Origin of the sequence: Streptomyces sp. H39-C1, from assembly GCF_027158125.1 — a bacterium.
GTDB classification, from domain to species: domain Bacteria; phylum Actinomycetota; class Actinomycetes; order Streptomycetales; family Streptomycetaceae; genus Actinacidiphila; species Actinacidiphila fildesensis.
This window is the reverse complement of record NZ_JAPVLS010000013.1, coordinates 36,599-53,768: the sequence shown is the minus strand read 5'-3', so window position 1 is coordinate 53,768 and position 17,170 is coordinate 36,599. Positions and strand designations below refer to the sequence as shown.

Annotated in this window: 15 protein-coding genes and 1 pseudogene; 6 read left to right on the top strand and 10 right to left on the bottom strand. The window is 69.7% G+C overall.

The window, feature by feature from the left end; all coding sequences use genetic code 11:
• Nucleotides 1–122: 122 nt before the first annotated feature.
• Nucleotides 123–425 carry a hypothetical protein gene (locus O3W51_RS11375; RefSeq protein ID WP_138351674.1) on the bottom strand — a complete coding sequence of 101 codons (303 nt, stop codon included), beginning with the start codon at nt 423–425 and terminating at the stop codon, nt 123–125.
• A gap of 531 nt (nt 426–956) precedes the next feature.
• On the opposite strand from O3W51_RS11375, the gene O3W51_RS11370 reads away from it, so the two are divergent.
• A complete protein-coding gene (locus tag O3W51_RS11370; protein ID WP_269285545.1) occupies nt 957–2,282 on the top strand; it encodes a lipase family protein in 1,326 nt (441 codons plus the stop codon).
• A gap of 219 nt (nt 2,283–2,501) precedes the next feature.
• Here O3W51_RS11370 and O3W51_RS11365 read toward each other — a convergent pair whose 3' ends face one another.
• Together O3W51_RS11365 and O3W51_RS11360 are read right to left on the bottom strand one after the other, a co-directional pair.
• Nucleotides 2,502–3,227: an amidohydrolase family protein gene (locus O3W51_RS11365; protein ID WP_203218418.1), complete on the bottom strand. Its 726-nt coding sequence runs from the start codon at nt 3,225–3,227 to the stop codon at nt 2,502–2,504.
• A gap of 61 nt (nt 3,228–3,288) precedes the next feature.
• Nucleotides 3,289–4,644: a hypothetical protein gene (locus O3W51_RS11360; RefSeq protein WP_198358021.1), complete on the bottom strand. Its 1,356-nt coding sequence runs from the start codon at nt 4,642–4,644 to the stop codon at nt 3,289–3,291.
• 21 nt (nt 4,645–4,665) lie between these two features.
• Between O3W51_RS11360 and O3W51_RS11355 the strand changes: the two genes are divergently transcribed.
• Both O3W51_RS11355 and O3W51_RS11350 read left to right on the top strand, forming a co-directional pair.
• A complete protein-coding gene (locus O3W51_RS11355; protein WP_269285540.1) occupies nt 4,666–4,851 on the top strand; it encodes a hypothetical protein in 186 nt (61 codons plus the stop codon).
• A gap of 220 nt (nt 4,852–5,071) precedes the next feature.
• Nucleotides 5,072–5,656 (top strand): hypothetical protein, encoded by a 585-nt coding sequence (locus tag O3W51_RS11350; protein WP_138351671.1) that lies wholly within the window; start codon nt 5,072–5,074, stop codon nt 5,654–5,656.
• Nucleotides 5,657–5,783: 127 nt separating this feature from the next.
• Here the strand turns inward: O3W51_RS11350 and O3W51_RS11345 are convergent, their stop codons facing one another.
• Nucleotides 5,784–6,329 carry a hypothetical protein gene (locus O3W51_RS11345; RefSeq protein ID WP_138351670.1) on the bottom strand — a complete coding sequence of 182 codons (546 nt, stop codon included), beginning with the start codon at nt 6,327–6,329 and terminating at the stop codon, nt 5,784–5,786.
• Nucleotides 6,330–6,582: 253 nt separating this feature from the next.
• Nucleotides 6,583–7,614: a helix-turn-helix domain-containing protein gene (locus tag O3W51_RS11340; protein ID WP_138351669.1), complete on the bottom strand. Its 1,032-nt coding sequence runs from the start codon at nt 7,612–7,614 to the stop codon at nt 6,583–6,585.
• 462 nt (nt 7,615–8,076) lie between these two features.
• Between O3W51_RS11340 and O3W51_RS11335 the strand changes: the two genes are divergently transcribed.
• Complete coding sequence (locus O3W51_RS11335) at nt 8,077–9,198, top strand: NADAR family protein (RefSeq protein ID WP_138351668.1); 1,122 nt, start codon at nt 8,077–8,079, stop codon at nt 9,196–9,198.
• Nucleotides 9,199–9,338: 140 nt separating this feature from the next.
• Here the strand turns inward: O3W51_RS11335 and O3W51_RS11330 are convergent, their stop codons facing one another.
• Nucleotides 9,339–10,031, bottom strand: coding sequence for a DUF899 family protein (locus O3W51_RS11330; protein WP_138351667.1), 693 nt, complete (start codon nt 10,029–10,031; stop codon nt 9,339–9,341).
• Nucleotides 10,032–10,112: 81 nt separating this feature from the next.
• Between O3W51_RS11330 and O3W51_RS11325 the strand changes: the two genes are divergently transcribed.
• Nucleotides 10,113–10,289: a hypothetical protein gene (locus O3W51_RS11325; RefSeq protein WP_187144679.1), complete on the top strand. Its 177-nt coding sequence runs from the start codon at nt 10,113–10,115 to the stop codon at nt 10,287–10,289.
• A gap of 162 nt (nt 10,290–10,451) precedes the next feature.
• Here O3W51_RS11325 and O3W51_RS11320 read toward each other — a convergent pair whose 3' ends face one another.
• The 4 genes and pseudogenes from O3W51_RS11320 to O3W51_RS11305 form a co-directional block, all read right to left on the bottom strand.
• On the bottom strand, nt 10,452–11,096 hold the full coding sequence (locus tag O3W51_RS11320) for a dihydrofolate reductase family protein (RefSeq protein WP_138351666.1): 645 nt from the start codon (nt 11,094–11,096) through the stop codon (nt 10,452–10,454).
• Nucleotides 11,097–11,380: 284 nt separating this feature from the next.
• A pseudogene (locus tag O3W51_RS11315) lies at nt 11,381–11,740 on the bottom strand (helix-turn-helix domain-containing protein); the annotation flags it as partial.
• Nucleotides 11,741–11,803: 63 nt separating this feature from the next.
• Nucleotides 11,804–12,766 carry a hypothetical protein gene (locus O3W51_RS11310; protein ID WP_198358023.1) on the bottom strand — a complete coding sequence of 321 codons (963 nt, stop codon included), beginning with the start codon at nt 12,764–12,766 and terminating at the stop codon, nt 11,804–11,806.
• A 766-nt stretch (nt 12,767–13,532) separates the two neighbouring features.
• Nucleotides 13,533–13,730 carry a hypothetical protein gene (locus O3W51_RS11305; RefSeq protein ID WP_138351664.1) on the bottom strand — a complete coding sequence of 66 codons (198 nt, stop codon included), beginning with the start codon at nt 13,728–13,730 and terminating at the stop codon, nt 13,533–13,535.
• A 112-nt stretch (nt 13,731–13,842) separates the two neighbouring features.
• Here O3W51_RS11305 and O3W51_RS11300 point away from each other — a divergent pair, with 112 nt between their 5' ends.
• Nucleotides 13,843–16,800: a tetratricopeptide repeat protein gene (locus O3W51_RS11300; RefSeq protein WP_138351663.1), complete on the top strand. Its 2,958-nt coding sequence runs from the start codon at nt 13,843–13,845 to the stop codon at nt 16,798–16,800.
• Nucleotides 16,801–17,170: the final 370 nt, after the last annotated feature.

Below are 17,170 nucleotides of genomic sequence, written 5' to 3'. Positions count from 1 at the left end.
CGGGGCACACCCCCAGCGGCACGATCGGATGAGTGGGAGTTGCTGCCGGCTTGTCTGCGGTGATGCTCGGCCGCGGAACGTGGTGCCAAGCCGCTGTTCTCCCGGTCGATGGGCCGTTTGGCTCAGGCGGGAGGCGGTGGAGTGCGGGGAGCTTTGAGGGCGAAGTGGTTCAGCACGGTGGAGGCGACCATGAGGATCAGTGAGAAGGCCAGAACAGCCATCACCGGGATGTTCACCCCCAGGCCGAAGTGCAGGGGGTAGATGCTCAGCATGGCGGCTCCGAGGAGCTGTGCCCATCCCCAGGGTTTCGGCCGCAGGACCCGGTGCCGCGCCCAGGGGACCCATATACGGCCGGTGGTGAGAGCGGCGATGCCGCAGCCGCATTCCAGGAGCGTCACCACGCCGAGCAGAACCCAAAGAGCCACGCGCATACCGGTCCTTCCCCGACCCTGAACCGACGTGCACGTCGGGGCATGATCATGCCAGGTTCCCGGGCGCCGAGGGTGGCCGGCCCTGCGGTCGGAGATGGCGCGCTGCCGGGGTGGATGATGTGTGTCGTGACGTCAGGGATGGTTCGCCCGCGGTGGCGGGTTGCGATGCGTAGTGGTGGGTTCTTCCTCGTGGGCGGTGCTCTGGGCATGCTGGCGTATGGGTTGGTCGCGCACCGGCCTGTCGGGGCACTGTCCTGGGGCGGGTTGTTGTTCGGGGTGGTGGTGGCAGCGACTGTCGCCGCACTGTTTCCCGGCCGTGGCCGTGCCCGGCGCTGAGCCAGGTGCCCAGGTGGGCGCGCCGCCGGGTTGGTGCTGGGTGTGGGGGAGCACGTCCGAAGGTGTGGCTGGGTGCCGGGTCGATGGTCAGGATCTATGCGACACCAAAGGTATTAATAGTAACAGTTGGTGACATTATGCTTTCTTCTCTCTAGTCTCTCGTCCGGCATCGAGTGAAGGGACTTGAGCATGAGACAACGGCTATCGGCGATCACCGCGGCCGGTGTGGCCGCGGTGATCGCGCTGGGCTGTGCCACCGCCACCGCCACCGCCACCACCGCGAGCACGAACCCGGATGGCGGCAAGGCAGCGAAGGGCCTGTGTGCCCCGGGCGTACCGATCGGCCCGGAGGGCGAGAAGTTCTACGATCCGCCGTCGCCGCTGCCCAAGGGCAACCACGGCGACCTGATCTGGGCCCGCCGCGTCGATGCCCCCAAGGGTGCGAGCGCCTGCCGGATCCTGTACCGCTCGACCCTCCAGACCGGTAAGCCCGTGGCCGTCTCGGGCATCGTGGCCTGGCCCGATGCCCCCGCGTCGCGCGCCGGCCGCAACGTCGTGGCCTGGGCCCACGGGACCGTGGGCGGACCGCGGCAGTGCGCGCCGTCCGCGGTGCCGAACCCGGCCACCGACCTGGTGGGCTACTACACCTACGACAGCCCCTGGGGCATCGACGTCGGCGTGCCGGCCCTGACGCAGTTCCTGCGCTCCGGTGACGTCGTGGTCGGCACCGACTACCAGGGCCTGGGTACCCCCGGCGTGCACCAGTACACCGTCGCCGTCACCGAGACGAACAACGTCCTGGACTCCGTCCGGGCGGCCCGCCAGATCACCGCCACCCACGCGAACCGCAAGGCGGCCGTCCTGGGCTGGTCGCAGGGCGGCGGCGCGGCGGCGTTCATCGCCCAGAACTACCGCGCGTACACCCCCGAGACCCAGATGGTCGGCATCGCGGCCCTGGCACCCGCGGCCAACCTGGGACCTGACTTCCGCGGCCTGGTGCTCCCCGGCCCGACCGACGCCACCTCCGCCTCCCACAACGCGGCTCTGCGCACCAACGTCTACCGGGGCTTCCTGGCGGCTTACCCCGAGCTGAATGCCACGGACGTGCTGAAGCCGGCCGGTCTGCAAGCGCTGGGCGGTGACGCTGTGGCGTGCATCGAGCACTTCGCGGACGTGATCCAGAACAACGTCGGCAACGTCGGCCAGCTCGACACCCTGTTCCAGCCGCTGACGGTGGTGCCGGAGGTCTGGCACCAGCGCTTCAGAGAGAACACCGCGGGCCTGGTCGCCTCGGTGGCACCGATCCTGGTGATGCAGGGGACGGCGGACACCGTCATCAACCCGAACTCGACCGACGAGTACGTGAAGCGGGCCTGCAGCTTCGACAAGCCGGTCGAGTACACGAAGTACCAGGGGGCGACGCACCAGACGATCCCCAACGTCGCGGAGCCGGAGTACCTGGCCTGGATCGCGGACCGCTTCGCGGGCCGTCCCGCTCCGTCCAACTGCGCCTGACACCAAGCGACGTAACGACGAAGGCTCCCGGCCGGTGGATCACACCGGCCGGGAGCCTTCGTACGTCAAGGGCGAGTGCCCGGGGTCAGCGACCCCCGCACACCGGTGCGGAGACGGCCAGGAGACCGGCCGATGCGAGAGTTGGGACGGCCTGCAACGTATGCGCGGCGTCGGCCGCGGGCCGCCAAGCCACTGCCACCCGCGCTGACCACCAGATCGTCATCGGCCGTACCGGCGTTCTCGGACGGCCGCCACGACCTTGGCAACCCGGGCGTCGAAGGCGTCAAGGTCTGCCGTCTCGGCCGCGTTGGCGACGAACGCACGTCGGTCACAGAGGACGCCTGCCCGCCAAATCCGTTCGATGGCTCGGGTCGCGGTGATGTCGGTCAACGGGTCGCCGGATACGAGCATCAGGTCCGCGCGCTGACCGGGTGCGGCGTGCCCGCGGTCGGCGAGGTTGAACACTCGTGCCGGAGCGGCGGTCGCGGCGTTCAGCGCCTGAGCGGGCGTCATGCCGCAGCGGCCGAGCAGTTCCAGCTCCCGGTGCAGACTTGCCCCAAACACGGTTCCCGGGTTCGGGGCGTCGGTGCCGGCCAGGATCGTGACGCCCGCGTCGACCAGGCGGCGGACATTCTCCTCAGCACGGGAGTAGGGCGGCATTCCCTGCCCACGCGAGCTCGATGCGCCAGAGGTCAGCCGCCGCGCCTGTGCGTCCCCAAGTGCCTCGGCGAGTCGCGGGTCTCCGACGACAGCGGCGCCACCCGGTTCGCCCAGGACGTTCTCGATGGTGGCCAGCGTCGGGACGACCGCGATTCCGGCCTCTGCGATCCGCTCGGCCAGGGCTCTGTCCAGTTCGCCGTCCACGGGCACATGCGCAACGACGTCGATGCCCGCGGACACGACCTCGCCCACCCCGGCCACGGAGTGGATGTGCGCGACGACCACGCGTCCGCGCTCCGGCAGCACCCGGCCTGGAGGCGCATCCGGTGGTCCGGCCGGGTGCCGGTCAGCTGGTGGCGCGGAGCAGGGTGACGTGGTCACCGCCTCCGGCGGCGCCGCCGTACTGGTTGACGAGCCGGGGGGCGGCACCGGGTGCGGGGGTGCGGTCCTGTCCGGTGCGGGCATCGAGGGCCACATCGGTGGCCTGGGCAGTAGTGCCGTAGACGGTGCCGTGCCAGGCGCCGGTGGCGTCGTGGAGCACGCGGGTGCCGGAGGCCCCGGTGCGGGGGATCTTCCACAGTTGGCGGGTGGTGGCGGTGTCGTACCCGGCGATCCAGCCGCCTTCGGTATTGGACGCGGTGCATACGGTGACCGACCGCTGGTCGTAGACGCAGGAGCCGGCACTGGTGAAGTAGGCGTCGGAGCCGGGAAGGGCGGCGCGCTTGCCGCCGGCGAGGGTCAGGAGGAATTCGGGTTCCCGCTCGTCATGGTCGTTGGCCCGCGCGACCAGCACCCGGCCGGGCCCGAAGGCGGACATCTGCGCCTCTTCCCCGCCGCCGAAGCCGTCCCAGGACCAGCGCTGGGTACCGGTGGAGCTGTCACGGGCACTGACGCCCAGGTCTGTCGCGCCCGCCCAGGTTCCGCTCGCGGAAGCGAACCCGACGGCGGTTTGGTCCTCGACGTGCGCGGCGGCGAAGTTCTTCTGCTTCCAGCGGACCGTGCGTTCGCTGATCCCGATTCCGTAGGTGATCGGGACACCTCCCGCCCGCACGACGACCACCACGGTGCCGGTGTCAGCTCCGGCTACTTCCGCGGTGGGCGCGCCGGCACCCGAGCTGCGGAATCCGTCGGGCAGGTCGGTGTCGGCCAGTGGCCAGGTGGCCGACCAGGTGGTGCGGGCGGTCGACGCGTCCAGGGCCAGTACCTCGACGGCCAGCGTGCTCGTCTGGGTTCCGGTGACGGGTGGCAGGGTGATGAAGGCGCCGACAGCGGCGGTGGCCGACCCGATACGGATCAGGGAGGGGGCTCCGGTGGCTCGCCCGGTTCCCTGTTGGGTTTGGGGCTGCTCGTTCTTCGGCCGGATGTGGCCGGCGTCCGCCCCGTCATTGATCCTGACCGCGTCCAGGGCGTCCGGTGCGAGGGAGTACGCGTAGGGGCCGGCCAGCATGATGTTCCCGATGCCCCGCTCACTGAGGGAGTTGCGCGTGACCTCCTCGAAGGTCCGGGGCGGATCGAAGACCGCGGCCTGCGGTTGCGCCGTGGTGGTGTGGGTGGCGGGCCGGGAGGTTGCCGGGGCCGGGGACGGCTTACCGCCGTCGCTGCTGCTACCGCATCCGGACAGTCCCAGCAGGCAGCAGACAACGCCGGGAAGCACCAGGGCGCGTAGGGCCCTTCGCGCCGGTGACAAGGATGCTGCGGCCATTGCTGCCTCCGTGAGTGGACGGTGGTGGCCCGGCAGGCAGCCCGACAGGCCGTGATCGTGGTGGTGTCCGGGCGATCGGTGCTGCGAGCCGTTGGCAAAGAAGCCATCAACACCCTCGACGGCTACTACGGCGACCGCGTCACCGACCACCAGGAGCCGCAGCCAGCACCGGACTTGCACAAAGACAAGGCATTCCCGGGTCAGTAACCGGTGGCCGGGGTGGCTCTGGCGCTGCTTGAATGCGGCGGGCCGGTCAGGGGCCGGTGACGCGACACCTTGGGGGCCATCCATGTCTGATTCGGCGGATCTTGTGTGTTTCCGTTGCAAGCTCGTGCTCACGATCGGGATGTTCTGGCGAAGTGCTGAGCCGCGTCGGCTCTTCCTCCCCGGGAGGTTGTGTCAGGACGACATCCCCATCACCCAGGCAGTGTGGAAGTTTCTCGCTGAACATGTCTACCACCCCGTCGAGTTGCTGGGGGAGGGCGACGAGGACCGGTGGATTACGATCAACCGGGACTTCACCAGCATCGACGACGACGCCGTGGGGAACCCCACGCTCGCCCAGTACATCGGGCACTGGCCGGGCCGCGCCCTGGCCCAGCATCCACGGCCGATGGCCGAGGCCGTCGCGCTGGCCGTGCTCCCACAGGGTTCGCGCGCGCTACGGCAGCAGAGCCTCGCCCCGGCCGATATCGGCGTGGTCCGGGCGCTGTACCGGTCGACCCGCTGGCCCGAGGACCCCAGCGACGAGGTGGACGACGCCGCCCTCACCGAGCGACTGGCGAAGCTGCGAACGGGCCTGGACGCACTGCGAGACGCCGCGCGCAGCGGCGTCCCCGACCTTGCGCGGCCAATGGAGGAGTGCGTACGGATCCTCGCCCCGGCCCACGAATTCACGCACGCAATCCTGAACCAGGACCGGGACGCATACGCGCCTCCCGCCCTGTTCGACGCCGAAAGGGCGCTCGGCCTGATCCACGACTGGGCCTGGAGCGTCGGCCCGGACGAGTAGCCACTACGCGACGACCTGGGGCAACAGTGCGGCGGCCGACCCCGTGAACAGCTCTGGGCTGCGGGCCGCCCATCGATTTCGTCCCTTGCGGACGAACAGTCTGTGGAACCGGTACACGAGGGCTGGGTCAGTGCCAGGAAGGACTGCAGTAGAGGATCACGTCGGTCATGTCCCACAGGCAGGCTCGCGTTTTGAAGGGCGGACCGTCGAAGATCGCGTCGGACCATCTGAGCTCATTGGTGACGACGCTCAGCCGACCGTCCCAATGGGTGCCGCCATCCCAAGTGCGGTCCATGTAGACCTCGTAGTAGTGCTGGGAGATTCCCTGGGTGAAGGCCCACTCGTGGTGGTCGGAGCCCAGTGCCGTGCCGAGTTTGAACCAGCCCGGACCCGCCGTCCATGCCTTGCACCAGTACAGGCCCGCGTCGCCGCAGCCGGAGGCGAGGCCGCTTCGCTCCTTCGCGATGATCGGGTTGGCCCAGGAGCCTGGCTTCGCCTTCGGGTTGTACGTGATGCGGCTCCCGGGACGGGGCGCGGAAGTGTTCGGCGGCGCGGATGTCGGCGCGGATGCCACGGTGCTGACAGGGCTCTTGCTGACGGGATTCGCCGGTGTAGTGGCGCTCGCTGTCCCGACGAGGGAACCGAGTGCCAGCGACGCGGTAGCGACGGACATGAGAGTTCTGCGCCATGCCTTCATGCTCACCTGTGCTTTCGTCGTGGCCCCGGCCGCGTTCGGTGCCGGGGCGGTTGGCCTGCCCCGGACGGAGAATGTTGAGGGGCGCTGTCAGGTGTTTCGCTTCTCTCCAGTGTTTCCCGGCGTGCCGCGGCCGTCATTGGCCGCCTGCGCAGGAAGCGTTGACCGTCTGCGCAGGCCGGACTCCGGACGCCGACGGGCGGCACGGGTCCGACTCGTCGGCGGCTCGGGGTCAGCTTCCACCGCTGCCAACGGCCGGATCCTGGAGATCCGCGCGGCGCGCGGCGTTGGCGCGCAGCGTGGTATTGCGATGTTCTCCGGGTGTCAGGCCGTACGCCGTACGGAATGCGCGGCTGAACGCCGCCGCGTCGACGAAGCCCCATCTCGCCGCGACGGCGCGCACGGGCAGGAAGCGGAGGGCGGGTGCGACAAGGTCGGCGTGGCACCGTTCGAGCCGTCGCCGCCGAATACTTGCGGACACCGTCTCCGGCCGACTGCGGAAGAGGTGGTGCAGGAGCCGCACGGAGATGTTGTGCCGCGCGGCCACGGCGCCCAGGCTGAGTTGTGGGTCGGCGAGGTTGTCGTCGATGAAGGTGTCGATGGCGGAGAGCAGGAGCTGGTGCCGCGTCTCCACGGGGAGCCGCTCCTGTGCGCCGATCCGCTCGGCCAGAAAGCCCGTCGCCAGGTCAATGCCTATCGCTCCGAGGCGTTTGCTGCTCGACTCGTCCAGGGCGGATGCCTCCTGGACGACGGATTGCAGGTACTGGGCGAGAACCCGGCCCATCCCTGACGCTGCGGGCATCCTGCGGGCGAACAGCTCTCCGACCCTTCTCTGCGGGAGGGGGACGAGTGCTTGGGGCAGGTGCAGGATCAGAGCGCGAGACACGCCGCCCTCGGGGCTCCCCATGGCATGACCGCTGTAGGGGCGGGACGAGGTCCACATCGCGAAGTCACCCGCAGACAGGTGCGTTTCGCCACGATCCTGGGTGACGCGCATCGCGCCCTCCAGGATCAGCGTGAGTTCGAGAGTCTGCGGGTCGGAGCGCCGGACGAGTTGCGCGGGCCGTTGCGACTTCAGCGGGGAGAACGTCATCGTGGTCACTTGGGCAGCGCCGAGCGTCAGGAATCCGGCGTGACCGGCGAAGTCCGGACCGCAGTCGCTGCTGATCCGCGTCGGCGCCACGCCCTGTCCCACGACCTCACGCCACCATTCGAACCTGTGCTCCGGTGGCAGACCGGCCGTGTCAATCTCCGCATAGGCCATGTCGTCCTCGTCTCGGTGATCGTCCCTGCCGCATCAGCTTGCGACCACGCGGGAATGGCACCACGGCCACAGTGGCTCCTTGGCCGAACTCGCTCCCCTTTTCGGCCGGATGGGATCACGGAGCCATCCCGGTGCCGCGCCCACCGGCGGTTGCGGTCGAACACGACGAACGGACCCCGCCTTCTCGCCGCCGCCTGAAAACCGTCGGCCACCTCTGACGCCGCCGCCGAAATCGCGCCGGCCGAGACTGGTTGAGGCAGTTCAGGCCCGCGGTTGAGATGGTCGTTCTTCACCCAGCGTCGGGTGATGTTCGACTTCTTGCCCGATGTGCAGGTGACGGGACAGCAACCTGCGTAGGCGCTGAGGCCGCGGGCATCGGCAGGGTCTGTCCCTGGCAAGTCGCGCTGCCATCCCGGAGGAAAATGACCGACCGCTCGGTGATCCCTGCGGCACAATCACCGGATGACCGGCAACCGGATCACCTATCGCACCGCGGACGGCGTCCGCATACCCGGCACTTGGCGACACGCCTTCATCTGCAACGGCGGGACCTACTTCCTCACTGACCTGTTCATCTACGCCGACGGGCTCATCGACTGCTGGGGCCTGGTCACCGTCGAGGAGTTCCAGGACAAGCTCCGGAGCGGCTGGGTGGCCACCGGCATCCCCGACGGTGCCGAGGCATCCGCGCACGATCTGGGCGGGTGGAAGATCAGCCAGCCACGCACCTGGCTCACTCCCGAACTGGTGGTTGCCGAAGTAGGGGACACCATCGACCAGCTGAACGGGCGTCCGGACTCGACTGGCCGTTGCCTCGCCGCTGTCGACACCTTCCTTGCCGACCGAACAGAGGAGAACCGGGCCGGAGCCCGCGCCGCGTTCCTGTCCATCCCGGTGTCGTTGCGCCGCTACGCGCTGGGTGACATGGACTTGAAGGACTGGCCGCTGCGGGTCCTGGTGGCCGGCCCCGGCGGTGAGACCTATATCCCGCTCGATCAGCCGATCACACAGGAGGACTACGACTCAGCCGTCGCCTACTTCGAGGACCGGGCCCGGTGGATCGCCGAACGGCCCACGCGAGTCCCTGCGGACGGACCGGTAGCTTCGCACGCTCCGGCACTGAAGCTCTACCACTCGTATCCGAACAAACCGGTGGCCGACCCGGGGAGGCAGGCCCTTCGCAACGACTACCCTGCCTCGATCGTCGTAGGGGAGATCAGTTACCCCTCCGTCGCCCATGCCTATTGGGCTCTGTCAGTCGCCCAACCCGAAGCCCGAGCCATGATCGTGACGGCGGACACCTTCTCCACAGCTCGCAAGCTCGCGACCGCGGCACCGCGCCGAGAGGGTTGGGAGCAAGCACGGACCGCCGTCATGACCAGCCTGCTGCGCGCCAAGTACGACCAGCATCCCGACCTTGCCGAGATCCTCCTGGCAACGGACGACACAACCGTGATCTACGACGACGCGGACTCGGCATTCTGGGGCGACAACGCCGGCCAGGGCCGCAACTGGACGGGCCGCCTCCTCGAACTCGTCCGCTCCGAACTGCATGCGCGGCGGACCGGAATCTCGGGACTGTGACCGGAGTGCGCTGCTTACGCTCCCAGTCCCCGTGACAGGCGCCGTGGTACGGCTCATCAAGGGCAGACGGCACTGGTGATGGCGGTGGCGGGCGACGGAAGATGACGCGCGCTCCCTCGTCGTCCTGAACTCCCGGCGCCTCAGCGGTCGCCGCCGTACGCCGCCGCGATCTCTTGCGGTGTCGCCCAGCGGCTGTAGGTCGGTGACTGGGGCCAACCTTCGGGGGAGTCCTGCCACTCCTCCTGGCGGCCGTAGGGCAGAAGGTCGACGAGGGCGAACAGGTAGCTCAGCTGCTCGGTGCCGCGGCCGTCGGTGTGCCAGGTGCGGTAGACCGTGTCACCGTCGCGCAGGAACACGTTGACCGCGAACCCGCCGTTGGGCGGGGCACCGATATCGCTGCCGAACGTGCTGTTCGCCGTTGAGTACCACGTCATGGTGTTACCCACCTTGCGCCGGTAGGCGAGCGCCTCGTCGATCGGACCCTGGGTGACGATCACGAACCGGGCGTCGAACTTCTCGACGCCCGCGAGCCGGGTGAACTGGGAGGTGAAGCCGGTGCAGCCCCCGCACTGCCACTCAGCGCCCTCATGCCACATGTGGCTGTAGATGATCAGCTGCGGGTGATCGCCGAAGATCTCGGCGAGCCGGACGGGGCCCTCCTCCCCCTCCAGCACGTAGTTGGGCATCTCCACCATCGGCAGCCGGCGGCGTTGGGCCGCGATGGCGTCGAGCTCGCGGGTGGCGGCCTTCTCCCGCACGCGCAGAGCGGCCAGCTCCTTCTCCCAAGCGGAGGCGTCGACGACAGGGGGCAAGGCGTTGTTGCTGGTGGACATGGTTCCTCCGAGCGGTCGGGTGCCCTTCTGGAAGTACCGACTCCCCGTCCGGCCAAAACTCATCGGTCGCCCCTCGACGCTTTGACCCGCCGGGACCCTGGCACCACCACCGGACGACGAACCGACCAGTCGCCCGTCGGTTCGTCGTCCGAAGATCTGCTCATTCGCCTGGAGTGGGCCCGGGACCTGGTGGCAGCAGCCCTGAGCGAGGTCAGCGCCACCGCGGCCCGCGAGCGGCACCCGAATCCCTCCGACTAGAGACCACTGTCCCCCCGCCCCTGCCGCCGCGGCACCTGTGGAGCTGCCTGCGGGATGCTCCTTTCGACCGGGACAGGTTCTCCTAGGACCCCGCACACCCCGCCCTGGCGACTGCGTGCTGGGACCTTTTCACAGCTGTGAGGGGGTGTCGTGGTGGACCGGTCACTTGCGCCAGAACAGGTGGTGCGTCACCCCGCTCGGGCTGGGAACGACCTCCAGGTGGAACCGGTCGAGCAGTTCATCGGGGGAGTCCCAGAGTCGTACTCCGGACCCGAGCTTCACCGGTGAGACAGCCACGTGCAGGGTGTCGACGAGGTCGGCGTCGAGGAACTGCCGGATGGTGGTGGCCCCGCCGCCGAGTCGGACGTCCTTGCCCTGCGCCGCCTCACGGGCCTGTTCGAGGACCGTGGCAGGGTCGCCGTCGACGAAGTGGAACGTGGTGTCGGACAGGGTGAGCGAAGGACGCGTGTGGTGGGTCAGAACGAATACCGGGGTGTGGAACGGCGGCTCGTCACCCCACCAGCCCTGCCACTCATGGTCCTGCCAGGGCCCGCGCTGGGGCCCGAACTTGTTGCGGCCCATGATCTCGGCGCCGATGTTGCGGGGGAAGTCCCGCGTGAAGTAGTCGTCCAGGCCCCGGCTCCCCCCGGGGTCGGTGCGCATGGGCCAGCTCGCCGTGGCACCGGCCCATGCGAACAGCCTCCCGGGATCGACATGACCGAACGGCCTCTCGAGGGTCTGGTCCTCACCGGCACCGATCCCGTCACTCGAGACGCCGAAGTTCTGGACTCTCAAGAGCTGCGCCATGGGTTCCTCCTGTGGTGGGGGCGATAACAGTGGTGGGACTCCCCGGGCCAAGCAAACTCATCGCTACGTTCGTGACCGGTCAGAAACTCTGCTCACCAGCGTACCGACCTGTGAGGTTTGTGCGGTTTGGGCAGGCTCACCGTCGTGAGGTGTGTCCCTGGTGGAGCCTTCCAAGGTCCACCTGGTCATCGAGGCTTGAGCAGGTGTTCTTCAACTCGCTTCCTTGGACTGTGTCCGGCTGGCGGGGAGCGGTTGATCCTTGTTCCGGAACGGGGTACGCATGCTGCGATGGTGTGGTCGCGCGATGGGGACCAGGGTACCGTCCACGATGAGCACAGTGGCCCTTGCGAACCGCTTGCGGGCCGGAGCGCGAGTATCGGCCCGAGGTGGTCAATAGTGCGGTCCGCTGCCGATTTGGACACCCCGAACAGCTGGGCGAGCTGGCGTATCGTCAGGTTCGTGCGCCAGTAGGCCGTAACCAGCAGTGCCCGGTCCTCCAGGGGAAGACTCCACGGCCGGCCCTTGCGGACCGCATCAGCACCCTTCCGCCGCGGCGCGGTCACCAGTCTGCCGAACAGGCGCGGGCTCAACCCGCCGAACGGCGCAGTCCAAGACGGCTCCGATACCGTGATCACACCAATCACAGCAAGATCGTCCCACCCTCGACCGGGCGCTTCAGGAGGCGGCCGGTCGCCCCTCTGAGGCACTCAGCCCTCGAGCCCAATGACAACCTCGGGCAGGGCATGGGACTCGGGGACGCGGATACGCGCGCGGACGAGTGTCCGCATCATCCCCGCGCCTGCCACCACAGCGCAGAGATTCAGCACCATCGCGACGGTGGGGTTCTCCGGCGGCATGATATCGGCAGGATCGGCCACCGCTACGTACAGCATGAGGGGTACCTTCCAGGCGCTCCATGCGAACAGTGAGCCCGATCCGACCCACCCGAACACCAGTGGGATCCAGCGCGGCAACCCGGCAGGACGCGCCCGGGCGACCGTCCAGACGGCAGCGGATCCGGCCAGGTCCCAGAATCCCCATACAGCGGCCAAGACGTAGCCGTCGGTGTTCCGCTCGGCCGGGTGGGTGATTCCCAGGGTGCCTCCGGCGGCCCAGTAGAGCCAGACCAGGCCGACCGCAGCGCCGACGACAGCCGCCCACGGCGGCGGCGTACGCGGACCGTCACCGACGCGCCCGGCGAACGCATCCGGCCAGCGGCGCCGCAGATACGCCGGGACGGCGACAGCCAGTCCCAGCCCCATTCCCACGAAGCTGAACTGGACGAGTAGGCCCTCCCAGACCGGCATGGCCGGGTCGTCACCGCCACCCTGCGAGTCACCGCCCACACTCAGGAAGGCATTGAAGAGAACGAAAGGCAGCACCGAGACGAGGAATCCCGACCCCACCCAGGAACAGAACGCGACGAGCACCCCCGGTATCCGCATCCCCCATGGCCGCACCAGCGCGAGGGCCAGAGCGATCCCGATCGCCGCCATACCGACCGTGACGATGTTGAGCACCACCCACTCCGCCAAACTGAAGCCATTACCGATCGGCAGCACCCCCACTAGGGAGCCGACCACCCACGAGACTTTGATCAGCAAGTACGGCGACAGCGCCAGAGCCGCCGCATACGCCGCGTTCCGCCCGACCCGATCCCAGCGTTCCACCCGAACTCCCCTTCCATCAGCAGGAATCCCAGCCTCCGGCCTTACCGGCCCGGCCACGTCCGCCGCCGGACGTATCTGCCTCCCCCGGGTGGGGGAGGCGGCGAGTGACAACTGAGTACCGAAGGACCACCACGACGAGCCCTCCCGCACAGTGCGGTGAGCGAGCCCTACGAGGAGTGCAACGTCGCCACGTGAAGGGACTGAGTGCACGACCCGCCAACTCGAGGGGCGCTCAGCCGCTTCACCCGTAGCCATCAGTTACGGGACGGCTCTGAGTGCTCGACAGGACTCGATTCGAACGCCTTGGAGCACACGGCCCGGCCGCCACGGCTGATCTCGGCGTCCATCGGGAGGCGGTTGCGCTCCGGGAGTACGAACGTCAGGAAGGTCATGGTCCGGCCCGCGGGGAGCCTCCCCGGGACTTCCTTGAGCGGGGTCGCGTGTTTGGTGTACCGCCGGTGAAGGCGCATGGTCCGCGGATGTTCTCGACGATGCTGACGGGGAGCCACAACGGGTGCGGGTCCGGCGCCGCCCCACACCCACCACGTCGGGCCGGTCGAACGGATCTGGGACTGCGGCGCCGGCCGATCCATCGGACCCCCGGGCCGACGACGGGGACAACGTCCGGCTGGGCGTGAACCTCGCCTGGATCACACCGGAGCCTGACGCCCTCCCCAGCCGCGGCTGCGCGGGCCGTAGCCGCCGCAGTCCGGCCCGATGGTCTCCCGCCGGCGCTCGGGGGGCGGGCGTCGGGCGGGGTATCGGTTCACCGGTGGGTCAGGGCCGAGGCGACGGTCGCGGTCAGGAGGAGGGTTGCTCCGAAGGCCGCGGCTCCGCGGGTGAGGGCCGCGGGGTAGGTCGCGTGGTCCCGGCGGGCCAGGTAGCCGGCTGCCGCCCCGGTCAGTGCGGCGACCAGGATGGTCAGGGCGCATGTGAGGAGGAGCAGGGCGCTGTGATCGGACACGGTGGCGGTCCCCTTCGGCGTGGTGGTGGAAGTCGCCCGCCGACTTGGCGGTGCAGCCCAATATGGGCAAAGTCGTGTTCAGCGGTGTGCGGCCGGACGAAGATGAACAGCGATGAACAGTCGGCATGGCGAGGGCGGGTCGGGGGGCGTGAGCGCGGAGGAATTCCGGGAACCGGCCGCCGCGCTGACCGAGTTGCGCGCGCGCCTGGAGGCAGCGCGGATCGCCAAGCGCCTCGCGAAGTCGGCGCTCGCCGGGCTTGCGGGCTTGGGACGAACCACCGTCAGCGCGGCCTTCAGCTGCTCGGCACCGCCACCTTCGGCGGAGACCGTGTACGCGGTGGCGCGGACCCTCGGGCTCCAGCCCCGCCCCCTCATGGAGCTGCATGCCCTCGCCACGCGTGCGGCGGGGGTGCCATCCGCGAGCGTGACGCAGGCGGCCGGGCTCCCAGCGGCTGGACGCTCGGCGGCCGGGCTCCCGGCGGCCGGCCCAAGGCCGGTGCGCGCTGGTCACCAGCCTGACCATGCCGACGAACGCGAGGCCGCCCGCGCCGACGAACGTCCGGTGGTCGGCGTCGTCGGACGGCCCATCGCGCAGTGCCGTCCGCACGACCTCGGTGTCCACCCTGCCGTGGACGCCCCACGACACGCGAGCGACTACCACTCGCCACGCCGGACCGACCGCCAGCCGCGGACGGAACCCCGGCTGCCCGGCTACGTACGCCGGCCGCACGACGCGGCGCTGGCCGATCTCGTCGCCGCCGCGGCAGCCGGCCGCAGCCGGATGGCCGTGCTGGTCGGTTCCTCGTCGACGGGCAAGACCCGCGCGTGCTGGGAAGCTGTACAACCCCTCGCGGAACAGGGCTGGTTGGTGTGGGACCCCCGCTACCCGTCGCATCCTGAGGCGGCACTGGCACAGACGGAACGAGTTGTGCCGCATACGGTGGTGTGGCTGAACGAGGCCCAGCACTACCTCGGAGCCGGCAGCGGAACGGGCGAACGGCTCGCCGCAGCCCTGCACCTGCTGCTCACCGACCCGGCCCGCGCCCCCGTCCTGGTCCTGGGCACCTTGTGGTCCTCGTACTCCCGGGCCTATTGCGTCCTTCCCGGAAGCGTCGGGCCGGACCCGCACCCGCAGGCGCGACAGCTGCTCGCCGACCGGCAGATCGTCCTGCCCGATGCCTTCGACCGGAAGTCGATCAAGGCTGCCGAGGCCCTGGCCGCCGCCGGCGACGAACAACTCGCCCATGCCCTGCAACACGCGGGCGACGGGCGGCTGGCCCAGTTCCTGGCGGGTGCGCCCGAGCTGCTGCGCCGCTATCGCAGCGCCTCGCCTCCGGCGCGCGCACTGCTGCAAGCGGCCATGGACGCGCGGCGCCTGGGCGTCGGCCTGCACGTTCCCTTGGCGTTCCTCGTCGAGGCGGCCGAGGACTACCTCACCGACGACGAGCGGGACGCCCTCGAAGACCACTGGTTCGAACAAGCCCTCGCCGATACGGGCGAGCCCGTCCACGGCAACCTCGCCCCCCTACGCCGGGCCCGCCCCCGTACGGTCCGCGAGGGCCCGGACGGAACGGGCGGACCTGGCGGTTCACCGGCGGTGAACGGTCCGCCGGCACCGGCCTGCCGACTGGCGGATTATCTCGAGCAGCATGGAGCCGGCGCGCGCCGACGGCTGTGCCCCCCGACGTCGTTCTGGGCGGCCGCGCACGAGCACCTCGGCGACCCCGACGAACTGCGCCTCCTGGCCCGGGCCGCCGGCCACCGCGACCGTGCGCTCTGGGCCCGCCGGCTGCTGGCCAGGGCCGTCGAAGCGGGCAGCACGGAATCCCTGAGCCGTCTGGCCGAGCAGTTCGAGCAGTCGGGGGACCGGGCGGCCGCCGAAACTCTGTACCTGCGGGCTGCGGAGGCGGGTGACCGCGACGGCCTTCTGCGGCTGGCCCGGGAACGCGAACGGGCCGGGCGATGCGAGGAGGCCGAACGCTTCGCACGGCAGGGCATCGATGCGAACCGCGGCTTCGTCCTGTACGAACTCGCGATGCTGCGCGCGGAAAGGGGAGGCCCCGCCGGGTGCGAGGACCTGCTGCGTCAGGCCGCCGCTGCGGGTCACGACTACGCCCTCGAAAAGCTCGCCGTCAGCCGGGAGCGGGCCGGAGACCTCGCGGAGGCACTGGTCCTCGCCCGGCTGGCCGCCGACAGCGACCAGCCGGGCGTGCTGCGCCGGCTGGCCATGGACCGCGAGTTCGCCGGCGATCTCACGACGGCCGAGGCCCTGTTCTGTGAGGCGGCCGACGCCGGTTGCACCTATTCCCTCTACTCGCTCATCGCACTGCGGGAGAAGGCGGGGGACAGGGCCGAAGCGGAACGGCTCGTGCGGCAGGCCGCGGACGCCGGTGACACCGACGCGCTGCGGCGGCTCGCGGCAGTGCGCAAAGCGGCCGGCGACGTCGTCGCAGCTGAGAACCTCTTCCGCGAAGCGGCCGACGCGGGCAGCGTCGCGGCCCTGGACGGGATGGCCTTGCTACGCGAGGACCTGGGCGATCACGTTGGCGCCGAGCACTACGCGCAGCGGGCGGCCGACGCGGGCATGACCTACTCGCTGTTCCGACTGGCCGAGAAGCGGAAGAAGGCGGGGGACCGGGACCGGGCCGAGGAGCTCGTTCTGCGCGCGGCCCGGGTTGAGAGCGTCCGGACGAGGGCACTGCAGGAGATCGCCCTCCTGCGCGAGGAGACCGGGGACCGCGACGGCGCCGAACGGGCTGCGCGACAGGCGGCAGAGGCCGGCAGTACCCAAGCCCTGGTCGAGCTCGCGGACATGCGCGAGAGGGCCTCCGGTAGGTGTGGCGGTGACGGAGCCGAGGAACTGTTCGAGGAGGCAGCCGCCGAAGGTGATCCGTACGCGCTGGGCCGGCTCGTCAGGATGCGCGAGGAAGCCGGCAACCACGAGGAGGCGGACCGCCTCGCCCAACAGGCCGCCGACGGAGGCGACACGGCAGCGCGGAAGCTGCTGGACGGACTGCGGGCGAAGCGGAAGCGCCGTCGCGGTCGGCCGTCTCTCTCGGAGATTGCCTGACCCGCTACGCCTGGCACCGCACCTCGCCGCGTTGCCGGAAGCCCGAGTACATCCAGTATTCGGGCCTTCCTCCACCTGGTGGCTTTGGAGGTCAGTTTTGGGTTCTGGCACAGATCTTGGGGAGCGATCGCGGAGAGTCATCGTGGTGTTCGATGATGTGGGAGGTTGAGCCTCGGATCCATGCCTAATGTTCTGCCTCACCCAACTTTGACTGTGGTCCGACGATGCTGGCATCCCACGCATGGACCTGTGCTGGGTCGAGGTGGAGCTCGTACGGGGTGCTGCATTCGCTGATCTCTGTTCCCACCGCAGCACCACATGGGCACAGCTGGTTCATGCCGCCCTGGCCAGTCCAGCCGCAGCAGCCTGC

What these genes read in the sequence shown, in the direction of transcription:
- O3W51_RS11370 (WP_269285545.1), top strand. Translation starts at nt 957, where the DNA reads ATGAGACAACGGCTATCGGCGATCACCGCGGCCGGTGTGGCCGCGGTG.
- O3W51_RS11360 (WP_198358021.1), bottom strand. Translation starts at nt 4,644, where the DNA reads ATGGCCGCAGCATCCTTGTCACCGGCGCGAAGGGCCCTACGCGCCCTG.
- O3W51_RS11345 (WP_138351670.1), bottom strand. Translation starts at nt 6,329, where the DNA reads ATGTCCGTCGCTACCGCGTCGCTGGCACTCGGTTCCCTCGTCGGGACA.
- O3W51_RS11340 (WP_138351669.1), bottom strand. Translation starts at nt 7,614, where the DNA reads ATGGCCTATGCGGAGATTGACACGGCCGGTCTGCCACCGGAGCACAGG.
- O3W51_RS11335 (WP_138351668.1), top strand. Translation starts at nt 8,077, where the DNA reads ATGACCGGCAACCGGATCACCTATCGCACCGCGGACGGCGTCCGCATA.
- O3W51_RS11330 (WP_138351667.1), bottom strand. Translation starts at nt 10,031, where the DNA reads ATGTCCACCAGCAACAACGCCTTGCCCCCTGTCGTCGACGCCTCCGCT.
- O3W51_RS11320 (WP_138351666.1), bottom strand. Translation starts at nt 11,096, where the DNA reads ATGGCGCAGCTCTTGAGAGTCCAGAACTTCGGCGTCTCGAGTGACGGG.
- O3W51_RS11300 (WP_138351663.1), top strand. Translation starts at nt 13,843, where the DNA reads ATGAACAGTCGGCATGGCGAGGGCGGGTCGGGGGGCGTGAGCGCGGAG.